The following is a 16,408-nucleotide window of genomic DNA, read 5'->3' on the forward strand; positions in this document are numbered from 1 at the left end:
CGGCGATTGGAGCGCCTCGGTCTTAAGCCTGGTGGCTGATCCGCCCATCCACCAGCGTGTAACGCACCACACCCGGCAAGGTATGCCCAATGAATGGGCAGTTCTCGCCCTTGGACAACCAGGTTTCGCCGGCCACGGTGGACGCCGAAGGATCGAACAGCACGATGTCTGCCGGCCCGCCGACGGCCAACTTGCCCGCTGGCAGGCGCAACGCTTCTGCCGGCCCGGCACTCAAGCGCTTCAGCAGCGTCGGCAGATCCAGCAAGCCGTCTTCCACCAGCGTCATCGCCAACGGCAGTAGCAGTTCTACGCTGCTGATCCCCGGCTCGGTCGCACCGAACGGCGCCAGTTTGGCGTCCCGCTCGTGGGGTTGGTGATGGCTGGAAATCGCCGACACCACGCCCGACTTCACCGCTTCACGCAGGCCATCGCGGTCGGCGCGGGTGCGCAGCGGCGGCTGTACGTGATAGAGGCTGCTGAAGTCGATCAGTGCTTCGTCGGTCAGGATCAGCTGATACAGCGCGACATCGGCGGTCACCGGCAAGCCGCGGGCTTGGGCTTGAGCGATCAGGGCCACGCCGCGAGCGCTGGTGAGCTGGCTGAAGTGCGCGCGCACGCCGCTTTGCTCGACCAGCAGCAGGTCCCGGGCCAGGGCCACGGTTTCCGCGGTTTCCGGAATGCCCGGCAAGCCGAGGAAACTGGCGGTCGGACCTTCATGGGCCAAGCCACCTTCGGCCAGATCATGGTCCTGGGAGTTGAAAATCACCGTCAGGTCGAACGTCGCCGCGTATTCCAGCGCCCGGCACAGGGTGCGGGAATTGCGGAAGCTGTCCAGACCGTTGCCGAAGGCCACGCAGCCGGCATCGCGCAGGGCAACGAGCTCTGCGAGCTGTTCACCCTCCAGACCTTTGCTCAACGCCCCGATCGGGAAGACTTTGGTGTTGCCGGCCTCGCGGGCGCGGTCGAGGATCAGTTCGGCCACGGCCGAAGTGTCCAGCACTGGTTTGGTTTTTGGCGGGCAGCACAGGCTGGTGACACCACCGGCGGCGGCGGCGCGGGTTTCGCTGGCGATCGAACCTTTGCGGCTGTAACCCGGTTCGCGCAGGGCGACGTTCAGGTCGACGAGACCGGGAGCGGCCACCAGGCCTTGCGCGTCGATGGTGTCGACGGCGACGAAACCGGCCGGTGCAGCGCCCAGGGCGACGACCTTGCAGGCTTCGATGTGGATATCAGTCACTTGATCCAGCCCGCTGACTGGATCGATCACGCGGGCGCCGAGAATGCTGAGCTTCACTGGGCGTTCTCCTGCTCGAATTGGCGTTGGGCCGTTTGCCCGCTCATGGCCATGGACAGCACGGCCATACGAATCGCGATGCCGTAGGTCACCTGGTTGAGGATCACCGAGTGCGGGCCGTCGGCCACCGCCGACTCAATCTCCACCCCACGGTTGATCGGTCCCGGGTGCATGACGATGCAATCCGGCTTGGCCCCGGCCAGGCGCGCGGTGGTCAGGCCGAACAGGCGGTAAAACTCACCTTCGCTCGGCAGCAGGCCACCGGTCATGCGTTCACGCTGCAGGCGCAGCATGATCACCACGTCGACGTCTTTAAGGCCTTCGGTCATGTCGGTGTAGACCTTCACTCCGTATTGCTCGATGCCGATCGGCAGCAGCGTTTTCGGCGCGATCACACGGATATCCGGGCAACCGAGGGTTTTCAGTGCCAGCATGTTCGAGCGCGCGACCCGCGAATGCAGGATGTCGCCGACGATGGCCACCGAGAGGTTTTCGAAGCTGCCCTTGTGCCGACGGATCGTCAGCATGTCGAGCATGCCTTGGGTCGGGTGCGCGTGTCGGCCGTCGCCGCCATTGATGATCGCCACTTGCGGACACACGTGTTCGGCAATGAAGTGTGCGGCGCCGGAGTCACCGTGGCGCACGACGAACATGTCAGCGGCCATCGCTTCGAGGTTGCGCAGGGTGTCGAGCAGGGTTTCGCCCTTGCTCGCCGACGACGTCGACACGTTGAGGGTGATCACGTCGGCGGACAGGCGCTGGGCCGCCAGTTCAAAGGTGGTGCGGGTGCGGGTGGAGTTTTCGAAGAATACGTTGCACACGGTCTTGCCGCGCAGCAACGGGACTTTTTTCACCGCCCGGGCGCCGACTTCGAGGAACGAATCGGCAGTGTCGAGGATTTCCGTCAGCAGCTCGCGGCGCAAACCGTCGAGCGAGAGGAAGTGGCGCAGCTGGCCCTGATCATTGAGCTGCAGCGGGCGCTTGGTGTCTAGAGGCGTCATCGCGAGGGGGACTCTCAATAGGGCGAATTAAAGGGCGAGGTCTTGCAGTTCGAGCTTGAGTTCCGGGCCGGACAGCTTCACCCGCTCGTGGGCGGCCAGCGACAGGGTCGCGCCGACCACGTTCGGGCGGATCGGCAGTTCGCCGGCGTCCAGGTCCAGCAGGCACACCAGCGTCACGCTGGCCGGGCGGCCATAGTCGAACAGTTCGTTCATCGCGGCGCGAATGGTACGACCACTCATCAGTACGTCGTCGATCAGCACCAGGTGCTGACCTTCGATTTCGAACGGCAGGGCGGAGGGGCGCACTTGCGGGTGCAGGCCGTTCTGGCTGAAGTCGTCGCGGTAGAAAGACACGTCCAGCGTACCGAGCGGCGCATCGCCGCCCAGTTCCTCGAGCAACGCCTGGGCAACCCAGACGCCGCCGGTACGAATACCGATGTAACGCGGTTCGCTGATGCCACGGTGTTCCAGGTGTGCCTGGAGACGGATCGCCATCTGGCTGATCAGTTCGGCGGGATTGGGCAGGCTCATGGTTGCTCCTTCTTGGGCCCGAGCCGGGTGGTGCCAGGCGTGGCTCGGGTTGTAGCTAAGAGAGACGCCGTAACGGCTCTTCAGGATTTGGTGCGTCAGGATTCAAACAATGCGGTGTTTTCGTCGAGCCAGCCTTGCAGCAACAGGGCGGCGGCGATGGCGTCGACCGGGTTGTCGCGGTAACTGCCTTTCTGCCCGCCACGATCACGCCGTTCACCCTTGGCTTCGAAGGTGGTCAGGCGTTCATCGTGGGTATAGAAGGGCAGGTTGAAGCGGCCATTGAGGCGGCGGGCGAACTTCTCGGCGCGCAGGCACATCTCGCTGGGCGTGCCGTCCATGTTCAACGGCAGGCCGACCACCACGGCGTCGGGCTTCCACTCCTTGATCAGGGCTTCGACCTGATTCCAGTCGGGAACGCCGTTTTGCGCCTTCAGCGTGCACAGCTCGCGGGCCTGGCCGGTAATCACCTGGCCGACCGCTACGCCGATCTGTTTGGTGCCGTAGTCAAACCCCAGAATCAACCGCAGGGCCATCAGGCGTGCCCCGCCTGGCTGGTGAGCAGGCTGAGATTGACGCCCAGATGCTTGGCCGCCGCGTCGAGGCGCAGTTCGCTGCTGGTGTTGAACAGGATGTCGGCGTCGAACGGGCAGGTCAGCCAGGCGTTTTGCGCCAGTTCGGCCTCCAGCTGCCCGGCTTCCCAGCCGGCGTACCCCAGAGTGATGACACTCTTGGCCGGACCGACGCCGTCGGCGATGGCGAACAGCACATCCTGGGACGTGGACAAGGACAAGTCGCCTTCCAGATCAACGGTCGCCTGAAACGTCTTGCCGGTGGGGTGCAGGACAAATCCGCGGTCGGTTTGCACCGGGCCGCCGATGAAGATCGGCACATGCTGGCAGAGCGGCGGCGGCTCGATATCGGGGCGCAGTTGCTCGAGGATATCGGCAAGATTCAGGTCTTGCGGGCGGTTGACCACCAGCCCCATGGCACCATTGGCCGTGTGCTCGACGATGTAGGTCAAGGTGTGCGCAAAGTTCGGGTCGGCCATGTGAGGCATGGCGATCAGGAATTGATGCTTGAGGTAGCTGGGGCTGACGTTTTTCATGAGCGCTAGTGTGGCGTTGGAGGGGCGAACTGACAAGCTGGGGAATCAATGTTCGCTCAGATGAATCGCTGGCTAGCGGGGTCAAACCGAGTAAACACGGACCTTGTAGGAGCCGGCTTGCCGGCGATGGCGATCTCCGGGACGCCATCGCCGGCAAGCCGGCTCCTACAGGTCCAATGGGTGTCAGTTACTGGAAAGTTTGTCTCCGCGGGCAAATTTCCAAGTGCGGATAATTTCCAGGCGGTCGATATCGGACAAATCGCCGGTAAACGGCGAAAACGGCGCCGCCAGCCTGACGATCCGCTGTGCCGCCTGATCCAGCAGCGGTTGCCCGGACGACTCCAGCACCAGCACCTCATACAGCGAACCGTCGCGATTGATCGAGACCATCAGGCGCAAATTGCCGTAAATCTGTTGGCGCCGGGCTTCGTCGGGGTAATTGAGGTTGCCGATGCGCTCGACCTTCTTGCGCCATTCGTCCTTATACCAGGCGCCTTTGTCGCGCATGGTCGAGGCGGCGCTCAGGCGGTGGATGCGCGGCCGTTTGGCGTACAGCTGCTGTTCGTTGGCCAGTTCCGCTTCGAGGCTGGCAATGTCGCTGGACAATTGTTCCGTGTCGAACGTCGGCGCGGCGATCGCGGGTTTGGTCTCGGGCTTGGCTTCTTCGGTTTTCGCCGGGGCTTTTTTCGGCTGAGGGGCGACGGTGGTCACTGAAGCCTTGGGCGCTGCTTCCTGCACTTCGGGCTTGGCAGCCGGTGGTGGCGTGACTTTCTGCACCTTGTTGTCCTGGAACGGCGCGACCTCGGTGGTCTTGGGAATCGCCTTTTTATCCAGGGTGCCGCTGCCTTCCTGATTTTCCTGGGCGAGAAAGTCAGCCTTGGCCGGCTTCTTTTCGCTTTTGAAAGTGGCGAGGGTGATTTCCAGGGTTTTGCTGATTTGCTTGGGCTCCACCATGGTGAAACCGATGCCCAACAGCAAGGCCAGGTGAATCAGCGCCGCGAGAAACAGGGTAAATCCGAGGCGATCGGCCGGGCGCACGCCACGATGGGCGAGTTCTGCGGGCAGATCGGACGGGAGTGTCATCAGGCAAAAACCAACATCGCGTTTTTGTGGGCTGGGCATGATAACGCAATGTTGGTTTTTAGCTTCAAGCTGCAAGCCTTAAGCGACAAGCTGTAAGTGGCGCGTTTCAATCTTGCGTCTTGTGGCTTGCAGCCTGCAGCTTCTTCTCAATGGCCTCCATCAGCAGGCCACCGATGTCGGTGCCGAACGCGTTATCAATCTCGCGAATGCAGGTCGGGCTGGTGACGTTGATTTCGGTCAGGTGCTCGCCGATCACGTCCAGGCCCACGAACAGCAGGCCTTTCTCGCGCAGTGTCGGGCCGACTTGTGCGGCGATCCAGCGATCCTTGTCGCTCAGCGGACGGGCTTCGCCACGACCACCGGCGGCCAGGTTGCCGCGGGTTTCTCCAGCGGCCGGGATGCGCGCGAGGCAGTAATCCACCGGCTCGCCGTCGATCATCAGGATGCGTTTGTCGCCGTCCTTGATCGCGGGCAGGTAGGCCTGGCCCATGATCTGCTGGGTGCCCAGCGCGGTGAGGGTCTCGAGAATCACTGACAGGTTCGGATCGCCCACGCGGTGACGGAAGATCGAGGTGCCGCCCATGCCGTCCAGCGGCTTGAGGATCACATCACCGTGTTTGGCGGCGAATTCACGCAATACGTCGGCGCGGCGGCTGACCACGGTCGGCGGCGTGCACTGCGGAAACAGTGTGGCGAACAGCTTTTCATTGCAGTCACGCAGGCTCTGCGGCTTGTTGACCACCAGCACGCCGGCGCGCTCGGCCTGCTCCAGCAGGTAAGTCGCGTAGACGAACTCCATGTCGAACGGTGGGTCCTTGCGCATCAGGATCACGTCCAGATCGCTCAGCAGCGCGTCGGTCTCGGCTTCCAGTTCGAACCATTTTTCCGGGTTGGCAAAGACTTTCAATGGCCGCATCCGCGCCCGCGCTTCACCTTCGCCCTGGTACAAATCCTGCTGTTCCATATAGAACAGCTCCCAGCCGCGCTTCTGTGCGGCCAGCAACATGGCCAGCGAGCTATCCTTTTTATAGGAGATGCTGGCGATAGGGTCCATGACAATCCCGACGCGAACGCTCATGGGTTTTTCCTCGAATTTGGGAGGTCCGAAAGGACACGAAAAAGTGGCGTCAGAGTGGCGCCGAGTGTGTTCCCGGTCAAGGAAAAACCACTGCGCCAGTCGGCCGATAGATTGGTGTTGGAGACTGTGCTAAAAAGGCTGCCATGTCATGCTGGCCCTTAAGCATCAAGGGTTTCGAGCCACTGAAGGTCCGTAAACGGACAAATTGATTCGCAAAGGCGACGGTAGAGCATATATGGAACAGCATTCCAGCGCCTTGAAGGTCATGGTGATCGACGATTCGAAGACGATTCGCCGCACCGCCGAAACGCTGTTGAAGAACGTCGGATGTGAGGTGATCACGGCCATCGATGGGTTCGATGCCTTGGCCAAGATTGCCGACAATCATCCCGGCATCATCTTTGTCGACATCATGATGCCGCGTCTGGATGGCTATCAGACCTGCGCCCTGATCAAGAACAACAGTGCGTTCAAGTCCACGCCAGTGATTATGCTGTCGTCCAAGGACGGGTTGTTCGACAAGGCCAAGGGGCGCATCGTCGGCTCCGATCAGTTTTTGACCAAACCTTTCAGCAAGGAAGAACTGCTGAACGCGATCCAGGCCCATGTACCGGGCTTCGCCGCTGTTTTGCCGCAGTAGGACAAGCACAGTGACGCTCGGCCAGCGGGCCCGGCGTCGACAAGAAGAATGGGGAAAACCATGGCACGTATTCTGATCGTCGATGATTCGCCGACCGAAATGTACAAACTGACTGGCATGCTGGAAAAGCACGGTCATGAAGTGTTGAAAGCCGAAAACGGTGCCGACGGCGTGGCCCTGGCCCGTCAGGAAAAACCCGACGCGGTGCTGATGGACATCGTCATGCCCGGACTCAACGGTTTCCAGGCGACCCGCCAGCTGACCAAAGACCCGGAAACCGGGCACATCCCGGTGATCATCATCACCACCAAGGATCAGGAAACCGACAAGGTCTGGGGTACGCGCCAGGGCGCCAGGGATTACCTGACCAAACCGGTGGACGAAGAAACCCTGATCAAGACCCTGAACAACGTGCTGGCCGGTTGATCGCCCGGCCATGACCGAGTCGCTGACGGCTTTCGAACTGCTGCTGCAGATCGACGAGCGTTGTCGTCTGCTGGCGGCGGATCTGCCGTCCCAGCCGACCCGGCAGGACAGTTGGAGCGGCATCGGTTTCCGCCTGGGGGAGCACTGGTATGTCGCGCCCATGGGCGAGGTCAGCGAAGTCCTCCACGAACCGCGGTTCACCCAGTTGCCGGGCGTCAAACCCTGGGTCAAGGGCGTGGCCAACCTGCGTGGGCGATTGCTGCCGATGATGGATTTGTGTGCGTTCTTTTCCGATAAAGAACTCTGCCATGAATTGCCTTCGCGCAAGCAGCGGCGAGTGTTGGTGGTCGAGCATAACGACGTGTTCGCCGGGTTGATGGTCGATGAAGTTTTCGGCCTTCAGCACTTTGCGCAAGACAGCCTTGAGCGGGTAGATACCTTGAGCGGCCCGATTGCACCGTTCATCAAAGGCCGGTTTCAGCGCGAGCAGGATTGGCAGGTGTTCAGCCCGTTTGCGCTGGCGCAGTCGCAAAGCTTCATGCATGTAGCGCTGTAAACACCGACCCTGTGGGAGCGGGCTTGCCCGCGATGCAGACGCCCCGGTCTCACTTGGAACCGAGGTGATGCCATCGCTGGCAAGCCAGCTCCCACAAGGTGCTCGGCAAGGTTCACAGGTGTGGGTTAACAGGCGAGGACCGATGATTAAAGCAAAAACAGGCAGGCCAGAAGGATCGCGCAGCCGTTCGCAGATCGTCGCGCTGTTCATCGCGCTGATCGTCTTCATCATGCTGCTGTTCGCCAACTTCGCTTACCTCAACACGCAAGCCACGTACGACAAACAGTACATCGGCCACGCCGGCGAGCTGCGCGTGCTGTCCCAGCGCATTGCCAAAAACGCCACCGAAGCGGCCGCCGGCAAGGCTGCCGCGTTCAAGTTGCTCAGCGATGCGCGCAACGATTTCGCCCAGCGCTGGGGTTATCTGAAAAAAGGTGACCCGGCCACCGGCCTGCCTCCGGCACCGTCCAGCGTGCGCCAGGAAATGCGCGCCGTGCAGATGGACTGGGAACGCCTGCTGAAAAATACTGACGCGATTCTGTCCAGCGAGCAGACGGTGTTGTCGCTGCATCAAGTCGCCGCGACGTTGGCCGAAACCGTGCCGCAGTTGCAGGTCGAGTACGAAAAAGTTGTCGAAATTCTCCTGCAACGGGGTGCACCCGCGGCTCAAGTCGCGATGGCCCAGCGGCAGTCGCTGTTGGCCGAACGGATTCTCGGCGCGGTAAACACCGTGCTGTCCGGCGACGAAAATTCGCAACAGGCTGCGGACGCGTTCGGTCGCGACGCCACGCAGTTCGGCAAAGTGCTGACCGGCATGCTGCAGGGCGATCCGGCACTCAAGGTCACCCAGGTCGAAGACCGCGACGCCCGCGCGCGGCTGGTGGAGATTTCCGAGCTGTTCGAATTCGTTTCCGGCTCCGTCGATGAAATCCTCGAAACCTCTCCCGAGCTGTTCAAGGTCCGCGAGTCGGCGGGTAACATTTTCAACCTGTCGCAAACCCTGCTCGACGAAGCCTCGCACCTGGCCACCGGGTTTGAAAACCTCGCGGGCGGGCGCGACACCGACACCATCGGCGGTTACGTGCTGGGGCTGGCGGCGTTGATGTCGATTATCCTGATCGGCATGGTCATGGTGCGCGAAACCAACCGCCAGCTGCGCGAAACCGCCGAGAAGAACGAGCGCAACCAGACCGCGATCATGCGCCTGCTCGATGAAATCGAAGACCTGGCCGACGGCGACCTGACGGTGACGGCCTCCGTGACCGAAGACTTCACCGGGACCATCGCCGACTCGATCAACTATTCCGTCGACCAATTGCGTGATCTCGTCGCGACCATCAACCTCACCGCCGGCCAGGTCGCCGCCGCCGTGCAGGAAACCCAGGCCACCGCCATGCACCTGGCCCAGGCCTCGGAACATCAGGCGCAGCAGATCAGCGAAGCCTCCACCGCGATCAGCGACATGGCGCAATCCATCGATCAGGTCTCGGCGAATGCGGCCGAATCGTCGGCGGTGGCCGAGCGTTCGGTGGAAATTGCCAACAAGGGCAACGAGGTGGTGCACAACACCATCCACGGCATGGACAACATTCGCGAACAGATCCAGGACACCGCCAAGCGCATCAAGCGCCTGGGCGAGTCGTCCCAGGAAATTGGCGACATTGTCAGCCTGATCGATGATATCGCCGATCAAACCAACATTCTCGCGCTCAACGCGGCGATCCAGGCCTCGATGGCTGGTGACGCCGGGCGCGGGTTTGCGGTGGTGGCCGACGAAGTCCAGCGGCTGGCCGAACGCTCGTCCGCCGCGACCCGGCAGATCGAAACCCTGGTTCGAGCGATCCAGGCGGACACCAATGAAGCGGTGATTTCCATGGAGCAGACCACCACCGAAGTGGTGCGCGGCGCGCGGCTGGCGCAGGATGCCGGTGTGGCCCTGGAAGAAATCGAAGGTGTGTCGAAGACCCTGGCGGCGCTGATCCAGAGCATTTCCAATGCGGCGCAACAGCAGACGTCGTCGGCCGGGCAGATTTCCCTGACGATGAACGTGATCCAGCAGATCACCTCGCAGACCTCGTCCGGCTCCACCGCCACGGCGGAAAGCATCGGCAACCTGGCAAAAATGGCCAGCCAGTTGCGACGCTCGGTGTCGGGTTTCACGTTGCCGGCTGCCAAGGCGCAGACTGTGGACAAAGTGTGAAACGCCCGACGACCTATGCTTTTTTTGAGTAGAGCAGTGAACGGAGCAGTTATGGGTGATCGGCACGACTATGTGGCCCTCGAATGGGTCAAGGGCGAGATTGCCGAAACGCTGAAAGTCGCTCACCAGGCGATTGAAACGCTGCTGGATGACCCGCAGGCGACGCACGCGCTCAATGAGTGCCTGGCGTGCATCCATCAGGTTCACGGCAGTTTGCACATGGTCGAGTTCTACGGCGCGGCCCTGCTCGCCGAGGAAATGGAGCAACTGACCACGGCCTTGCAGCAGAACCGCGTCAGCCATCGCGACGAGGCGATCCACCTGTTGCTGCAGGCCCTCGGGCAATTGCCGATTTACCTTGATCGCGTACAAAACGCGCGCCGTGACCTGCCGCTGGTGGTGTTGCCGCTGATCAACGACTTGCGCAGCGCCCGAGGTGAAAGCCTGTTGTCGGAAACCAGCCTGTTCACCCCGCAATTGCCGGACCTGTTGCCGCTGGATAAGGCATCACTGGCGCTGCTGGAGCCAGCAGATCTGCCGAACGTGCTACGCAAATTGCGCCAGATGTTGCAAATGGCCCTGGTCGGCTTGCTGCGCGAACAGGATGACGAGACACACCTTGGTTATCTGGCCACAGTGTTTTCCCGCCTCGAAGGGCTTTGCGGTGACGCGCCGTTGAGCCCGTTGTGGCAAGTCGCTTCGGCGCTGGTCGAAGGTATGCGTGCCGGGTCGATCGCCAACAGCCCGGCCCTGCGTAGTCTGTTCAAGGACGCCGACAAAGAGCTCAAGCGTCTGCTTGAACAGGGCATGCCGGCGATCAATCAACCGGCGCCGCCGGAGCTGCTCAAGAGTTTGCTGTTCTATATCGCCAAAGCCGAACACTCCACCGGGCAGATGCTGACCATGAAAGATCGCTACGGACTGGATGATGCGTTGCCTGACAGCGCCATGGTCGATGAAGAACGGGCGCGGCTGGCCGGCCCTGACCGCGATGCGATGCGCTCGGTGCTCGCGGCGCTGTGCGAAGAACTGGTTCGGGTCAAGGAGCGCCTCGACCTGTTCGTGCGCAGTGACCGTCAGCACACCTCAGACCTCGAAAGCCTGCTCGCGCCGCTGCGGCAAATCGCCGACACACTGGCGGTGCTCGGATTCGGCCAGCCGCGCAAGGTCATCATCGATCAACTGGCGGTGGTGCTCAGCCTCGTGCAGGGCCAGCGCGAACCCAGCGACGCGATCCTGATGGACGTTGCCGGCGCCTTGCTTTACGTCGAGGCGACACTGGCCGGGATGGTTGGCACCGTCGAGCCGGAAAGCCAGGAAGACAGCCGCCTGCCAACCACCGACCTGACGCAGATTCACCAGATCGTGATCAAGGAAGCGCGGATCTGCCTGCAACAGGCCAAGGACATGATCGTCGACTACATCGACGCCGACTGGGACCGCCAGCATTTGCAGCCGTTGCCGGCCTTGCTGACTCAGGTCCGTGGGGCGCTGGCGATGATTCCGCTGAGCCGCGCAGCGAGCCTGATCGACACCTGCAATCACTTTATCCGCGATCACCTGCTACTCGACCCTGGCCAACCGGGCTGGGAAGAACTGGACAGCCTCGCCGACGTCATCACCAGCATCGAGTATTACCTTGAACGCCTCAGTGACGATCCCGAGTCTGCCAGTGAGCAGTTGCTCGACGTCGCCGAAACCAGCCTGGCTTCACTCGGGTTTTTCCCCAGCGAACACCAGGTGCCCGTGCTGGACGATGTGCTCAGCCCGAGCGAAGCGCAGGCCATGCAAACCCGGCAGGAGCTGGACGAACCGCTGGTGGTGCAGACCTTGGCCGACGTGCTCGCCAACCCGCTGTCCGCCGTTAACCCGCCCGCGCTGAACACGCCGGGCAGCCTGTTGCCGCCGCCGGCGGACGAGGCGCCGGTGGACGACGAGTTGCGTGAAGTGTTCCTCGAGGAAACCGATGAAGTCCTGGAAATACTCCGCGAAAACCTGCCGCGCTGGTCCGCCGAGCCTGAAGACGAAGCGGCCCTGAGCGAATTGCGCCGGGCCTTTCACACGCTCAAGGGCAGCGGGCGCATGGTTCGTGCGCTGGTGTTGGGTGAGCTGGCATGGGCGGTGGAAAACCTGCTCAACCGCGTGCTGGAGCACAGCGTTCAGCCCGGCCCGGCGGTGCAGCAACTGCTCGCTGAAGTGCTGACGCTGCTGCCATCGTTGGTGTCTGAATTTGCCGAAAACACCCAGCGTCAGCGCAACGATGTCGACCAATTGGCCGCGCGCGCCCACGCCCTCGCCAAGGGCCACGAACCCTTGGCCGATGAAGACGTGCAGGACGTCGCGGCCCTTGATCCATTGTTGCTGGAGATCTTCCGCAACGAGGCCGAAACCCACCTGGCCAGTCTCAACCGTTTCCTCGATCAGGCCGCCGAGCATGTGCCATTGCAGGCCAGCGACGAGTTGCAGCGAGCCTTGCATACACTCAAGGGCAGCGCCTCGATGGCCGGCGTGCTGCCAATTGCCGAGCTGGCGACACCGCTGGATCAACTGGCCCGCGAGTACAAGGCGCACTGGATTGCGCTGGATCTGGACGAAGTCGAGTTGCTGCTGGAGGCCGAAGGGGTATTCCGCCTCGGCTTGCGTCAGCTCAAGGTCGATCCGCTGGCCGAGATTCCCGGCGCCCGTTCGCTGATCGAGAGAACCCAGGCGCTGCTGACCGAGCGTCTGGAATCGCTTTTGAGTGCGCCTAATACCGCGTTGCGAACCAAGCGCGATCCGCAGTTGATCAACAACTTCCTGGCCCAGGGCATGGACATCCTGCTCGATGCCGAAAGCCTGTTGCAGCGCTGGCAGCAACACCCCGGCGAACGTCAGGAACTCAGTGCGCTGCTGGACGAATTAACCACCCTGGGCGAAGGCGCGCACCTGGCCGATCTGCACCCGGTGGACGAACTCTGCGAAGCCCTGCTGGATCTTTATGGCGCGGTGGAAGAAAGCAGCCTGGCGGTCAGTGACCGGTTTTTCCACGAGGCGCAAGGTGCCCACGAAGCGCTGATCAACATGCTCGACGAACTGGCCGCCGGCCAGGAAGTCAGCCCGCAACCGGAGCGCATCCGGGCATTGCGCGGCTTGCTCGACGAGAGCCTCGACCCGTCGGCCACGGGCCTGATTCGCAGCGACGGCAGCCGCACCCTGAGCATTCGCGAACTGGGCGCCGCCACCGCCGAACTGGCACAAACGCCTGTATTGGCGTCATCGTTGACGTCCATCGCCGGCAAGCCGGCTCCTACAGGGGATAGCCTCCACGACGAGATCGTTTCGATCTTCCTCGAAGAGGCAGTGGACATCCTCGAGAGCGCCGGCCAGGCTTTGCACCGCTGGTTGAAGGACCCGGAAAACGCCGCGCCGCTGCTGTCGTTGCAACGGGATTTGCACACGCTCAAGGGCGGCGCGCGAATGGCAGATGTCGAGCCGGTCGGCGACCTCGCCCAAGAGCTGGAAAGCGTGTATGAAGGGCTGGTCGATCGCCGCTATAACCACAGCGCGGCGCTGGCGCAATGGCTGCAACAAAGCCATGACCGATTGGCACAGTTGCTCGATCAATTGCAGCACCACAAGCCGCTGAGCGATCCGGGCGAGCTGATCGACGCCCTCCGTGAATTGCGCCAAGGCATCCCCAGCGCACCAGAACCCGTCGAACCGGCACGGGTGCAGGACTCACCGGGGCATGATCCGGAGCTGCTGGAAATCTTCCTCGAGGAAGGCTTCGACATCATCGAAAATTCCGGCGCGGCGCTGCTGCGCTGGCAGGCCGAACCGGCGAATCGTCAGGAAATGGAAACCCTGCTGCGCGATCTGCACACGCTCAAGGGTGGCGCGCGGATGGTCGAAATCGCCCCGATCGGCGACCTCGCCCATGAACTGGAATTTCTCTACGAAGGCGTATCCGCCGGCACGCTGAAACCGACGGCCGCACTGTTCGCGCTGCTGCAAAGCAGCCATGACCGACTGGCGCAAATGCTTGACGCGACACGCGCCGGTCAACCCATGCCACCGACTGATCGGCTGATCGACGCGATCCGCAATTTCAGCCATCCGGCTGTTGCGGAAGCGCCGGTTGCAGCGCCCGCGGCGCCCAAGGTCGAGACGCCTGCGCCGCAAGCGGATGCCGGCGCCGACATGGTCAAGGTCTCGGCGGAACTGCTCGACGATCTGGTCAACCTGGCCGGGGAAACCTCGATCCTTCGTGGCCGTATCGAACAGCAAGTCAGCGATGCACAGGTTGCGCTGAACGAGATGGAAACCACCATCGAGCGGATGCGCGATCAGTTGCGCCGGCTCGATACCGAAACCCAGGGGCGGATTCTCAGCCGCCAGCAAATCGACGCCGAGCGCTCGGGCTACGAAGACTTCGATCCGCTGGAAATGGACCGCCATTCGCAGTTGCAGCAACTGTCGCGTGCATTGTTCGAATCGGCCTCCGACCTGCTTGACCTCAAGGAAACCCTCGACGGGCGCAATCAGGACGCGCAGAACCTGCTGCAACAGCAGGGCCGCATCAACACCGAGTTGCAGGAAGGCTTGATGCGCACGCGCATGGTGCCCTTCGAGCGGATGTTGCCGCGCTTGAAACGCATCGTTCGCCAGGTGTCCGGTGAGCTGGGCAAGGACGTGGAGTTCGTGGTCGGCAACGCCGAAGGCGAGATGGACCGCAACGTCCTTGAACGCATGGCTGCGCCGCTGGAACACATGCTGCGCAATGCCGTCGACCATGGCCTGGAATCCGCTGAAGTGCGCCTCGCAGCGGGGAAACCGGCGCAAGGCCGGATCACCCTCGACCTGTCCCGCGAGGGCGGCGACATCATTTTCGACATCCGCGACGACGGCGCCGGCGTGCCGCTGGACGCGGTGCGGCGCAAGGCGATCAAGCGCGGCTTGCTCGCCCCGGACAGCGACATCAGCGACCGCGACGTGCTGCAGTTCATCCTGCAACCGGGATTTTCCACCGCCGAGAAAATCACCCAGATTTCCGGGCGCGGCGTGGGCATGGACGTCGTCCATGAAGAGGTTCGGCAACTGGGCGGCAGCATGAGCATCGACTCGGTGCCGGGGCAGGGCGTGCATTTTCGCCTGCGCCTGCCGTTCACCGTGTCGGTCAATCGGGCGCTGATGGTGCAGTGCGCTGAGGACCAGTATGCGATCCCGCTGAACACCATCGACGGCATCGTGCGCGTGCTGCCCAACGAACTCGAAGGGCATTACCGACTCGATCCCCCGACCTACAAATACGCCGGGCAGCACTACGAGCTGTGCTACCTCGGCGAACTGCTGAAAACCAGCACCCGCCCGAAACTGTTGGGCCAGAGCCTGCCGCTGCCGGTGTTGCTGGTGCAATGCAACGAACGGCACATCGCGGTGCAGGTCGATTCGATGGCCGGCACCCGCGAGATCGTGGTGAAAAGCCTCGGCCCGCAATTTGCGGCGGTGCAGGGCTTGTCCGGGGCGACGATCCTCGGCGATGGCCGGGTGGTGCTGATTATCGATTTGCTCGCGCCGATCCGCGCCATGCAGGCTCCACAACGACCGCGGATTCAAGACGTCGAACCCGAACCGCACAAACCCTTGCTGGTGCTGGTGGTCGACGATTCGGTCACGGTGCGCAAGGTCACCAGCCGCTTGCTCGAACGCCACGGCATGAACGTGCTGACGGCCAAGGACGGCGTCGATGCCATGCTGTTGCTTGAAGAACACAGGCCCGACCTGATGCTGCTGGACATCGAAATGCCGCGCATGGACGGTTTCGAAGTGGCGACCCAGGTGCGCGCCGACGAACGCTTGCAGCACCTGCCAATCATCATGATCACCTCGCGCACCGGCCAGAAACACCGCGACCGTGCCATGGCCATTGGCGTCAACGACTACCTCGGCAAGCCATACCAGGAATCGGTGCTGCTCGAGAGCATCGCACTGTGGAGCAGAACCCATGCTTGAACACCGCACCAGCAACCTCACCGGGCTGCTGCTGCCCCTGGCTGACCGCCACCTGATCCTGCCCAACGTCGCCGTTGCGGAGCTGATCGACTATCAGCCGGGCGCCTTCGATCTCGATACGCCGCCGTGGTACCTGGGCCGGGTGAGCTGGCGGGAGCGGCAGATTCCGCTGCTGAGTTTCGAGTCGGCGTGTGGCAACAAAATCGTCATCGGCGAGCGCGCGCGGATCGTGATTCTCAATGCCCTCGGCGGGCGACCTGAATTGAAATTCATCGCGTTGCTGGTGCAGGGGATTCCTCGGTCTTACAAGCTTGATAGTCAGCTGAGCTATGTGGATGTGCCGTTGTGTGCGCTGGAGCAGGCGGCGGTGCAGGTAGGTGAGCAAGTAGCGAAGGTGCCGGACTTGCTGGCGTTGGAGGAGTTGTTAGTCAGTGCCGGGTTGAGCTGACTGGCCCCGTCGCGAGCAGGCTCACTCCTACAGGAATGACTCGTTCCCCTGTGGG

General features: G+C 62.4%; 13 protein-coding genes. 6 read left to right on the plus strand and 7 right to left on the minus strand.

The window, feature by feature from the left end:
• Positions 1-22: 22 nt before the first annotated feature.
• The 7 genes from ACYZT4_RS22730 to gshB all read right to left on the minus strand — a co-directional run bounded on the left by ACYZT4_RS22730 (position 23) and on the right by gshB (position 6,092).
• Complete coding sequence (locus tag ACYZT4_RS22730; RefSeq protein WP_461983074.1) at positions 23-1,294, minus strand: dihydroorotase; 1,272 nt, start codon at positions 1,292-1,294, stop codon at positions 23-25.
• The gene (locus ACYZT4_RS22735) at positions 1,291-2,295 is read right to left on the minus strand and encodes an aspartate carbamoyltransferase catalytic subunit (RefSeq protein WP_095164512.1); all 1,005 of its coding nucleotides are present in this window, start codon (positions 2,293-2,295) and stop codon (positions 1,291-1,293) included. The genes ACYZT4_RS22730 and ACYZT4_RS22735 overlap by 4 nt, the downstream gene beginning before the upstream one ends.
• 27 nt (positions 2,296-2,322) lie before the next feature.
• Positions 2,323-2,826, minus strand: a complete 504-nt coding sequence (pyrR, locus tag ACYZT4_RS22740) for a bifunctional pyr operon transcriptional regulator/uracil phosphoribosyltransferase PyrR (protein ID WP_461983075.1) — start codon at positions 2,824-2,826, stop codon at positions 2,323-2,325.
• 95 nt (positions 2,827-2,921) lie between these two features.
• Positions 2,922-3,359: a Holliday junction resolvase RuvX gene (gene ruvX, locus ACYZT4_RS22745; RefSeq protein WP_310843647.1), complete on the minus strand. Its 438-nt coding sequence runs from the start codon at positions 3,357-3,359 to the stop codon at positions 2,922-2,924.
• Complete coding sequence (locus ACYZT4_RS22750; RefSeq protein WP_461983076.1) at positions 3,359-3,931, minus strand: YqgE/AlgH family protein; 573 nt, start codon at positions 3,929-3,931, stop codon at positions 3,359-3,361. Before ACYZT4_RS22750 ends, ruvX begins: the two co-directional genes overlap by 1 nt.
• A 183-nt stretch (positions 3,932-4,114) precedes the next feature.
• Positions 4,115-5,014, minus strand: a complete 900-nt coding sequence (locus ACYZT4_RS22755) for an energy transducer TonB (RefSeq protein ID WP_461983077.1) — start codon at positions 5,012-5,014, stop codon at positions 4,115-4,117.
• A gap of 106 nt (positions 5,015-5,120) precedes the next feature.
• Positions 5,121-6,092, minus strand: coding sequence for a glutathione synthase (gene gshB / locus ACYZT4_RS22760; RefSeq protein WP_461983078.1), 972 nt, complete (start codon positions 6,090-6,092; stop codon positions 5,121-5,123).
• 235 nt (positions 6,093-6,327) lie between these two features.
• Here gshB and pilG point away from each other — a divergent pair, with 235 nt between their 5' ends.
• From pilG to ACYZT4_RS22790, 6 genes are all read left to right on the plus strand, one after another.
• The gene (gene pilG / locus ACYZT4_RS22765) at positions 6,328-6,732 is read left to right on the plus strand and encodes a twitching motility response regulator PilG (RefSeq protein WP_008152601.1); all 405 of its coding nucleotides are present in this window, start codon (positions 6,328-6,330) and stop codon (positions 6,730-6,732) included.
• A 60-nt stretch (positions 6,733-6,792) separates the two neighbouring features.
• On the plus strand, positions 6,793-7,158 hold the full coding sequence (pilH, locus tag ACYZT4_RS22770; RefSeq protein ID WP_071552979.1) for a twitching motility response regulator PilH: 366 nt from the start codon (positions 6,793-6,795) through the stop codon (positions 7,156-7,158).
• A 10-nt stretch (positions 7,159-7,168) separates the two neighbouring features.
• The gene (locus tag ACYZT4_RS22775; protein ID WP_461983079.1) at positions 7,169-7,714 is read left to right on the plus strand and encodes a chemotaxis protein CheW; all 546 of its coding nucleotides are present in this window, start codon (positions 7,169-7,171) and stop codon (positions 7,712-7,714) included.
• A gap of 142 nt (positions 7,715-7,856) precedes the next feature.
• Positions 7,857-9,914: a methyl-accepting chemotaxis protein gene (locus tag ACYZT4_RS22780; protein WP_461983080.1), complete on the plus strand. Its 2,058-nt coding sequence runs from the start codon at positions 7,857-7,859 to the stop codon at positions 9,912-9,914.
• 51 nt (positions 9,915-9,965) lie between these two features.
• A complete protein-coding gene (locus ACYZT4_RS22785) occupies positions 9,966-15,905 on the plus strand; it encodes an Hpt domain-containing protein (protein WP_461983081.1) in 5,940 nt (1,979 codons plus the stop codon).
• Positions 15,898-16,353 (plus strand): chemotaxis protein CheW, encoded by a 456-nt coding sequence (locus ACYZT4_RS22790; protein ID WP_461983082.1) that lies wholly within the window; start codon positions 15,898-15,900, stop codon positions 16,351-16,353. The genes ACYZT4_RS22785 and ACYZT4_RS22790 overlap by 8 nt, the downstream gene beginning before the upstream one ends.
• Positions 16,354-16,408: the final 55 nt, after the last annotated feature.

The sequence above is a fragment of the Pseudomonas sp. GB2N2 genome, from assembly GCF_054897705.1.

What these genes read in the sequence shown, in the direction of transcription:
- ACYZT4_RS22735 (WP_095164512.1), bottom strand. Translation starts at nt 2,295, where the DNA reads ATGACGCCTCTAGACACCAAGCGCCCGCTGCAGCTCAATGATCAGGGC.
- pyrR (WP_461983075.1), bottom strand. Translation starts at nt 2,826, where the DNA reads ATGAGCCTGCCCAATCCCGCCGAACTGATCAGCCAGATGGCGATCCGT.
- ruvX (WP_310843647.1), bottom strand. Translation starts at nt 3,359, where the DNA reads ATGGCCCTGCGGTTGATTCTGGGGTTTGACTACGGCACCAAACAGATC.
- ACYZT4_RS22750 (WP_461983076.1), bottom strand. Translation starts at nt 3,931, where the DNA reads ATGAAAAACGTCAGCCCCAGCTACCTCAAGCATCAATTCCTGATCGCC.
- ACYZT4_RS22755 (WP_461983077.1), bottom strand. Translation starts at nt 5,014, where the DNA reads ATGACACTCCCGTCCGATCTGCCCGCAGAACTCGCCCATCGTGGCGTG.
- gshB (WP_461983078.1), bottom strand. Translation starts at nt 6,092, where the DNA reads ATGAGCGTTCGCGTCGGGATTGTCATGGACCCTATCGCCAGCATCTCC.
- pilG (WP_008152601.1), top strand. Translation starts at nt 6,328, where the DNA reads ATGGAACAGCATTCCAGCGCCTTGAAGGTCATGGTGATCGACGATTCG.
- pilH (WP_071552979.1), top strand. Translation starts at nt 6,793, where the DNA reads ATGGCACGTATTCTGATCGTCGATGATTCGCCGACCGAAATGTACAAA.
- ACYZT4_RS22775 (WP_461983079.1), top strand. Translation starts at nt 7,169, where the DNA reads ATGACCGAGTCGCTGACGGCTTTCGAACTGCTGCTGCAGATCGACGAG.
- ACYZT4_RS22780 (WP_461983080.1), top strand. Translation starts at nt 7,857, where the DNA reads ATGATTAAAGCAAAAACAGGCAGGCCAGAAGGATCGCGCAGCCGTTCG.
- ACYZT4_RS22785 (WP_461983081.1), top strand. Translation starts at nt 9,966, where the DNA reads ATGGGTGATCGGCACGACTATGTGGCCCTCGAATGGGTCAAGGGCGAG.
- ACYZT4_RS22790 (WP_461983082.1), top strand. Translation starts at nt 15,898, where the DNA reads ATGCTTGAACACCGCACCAGCAACCTCACCGGGCTGCTGCTGCCCCTG.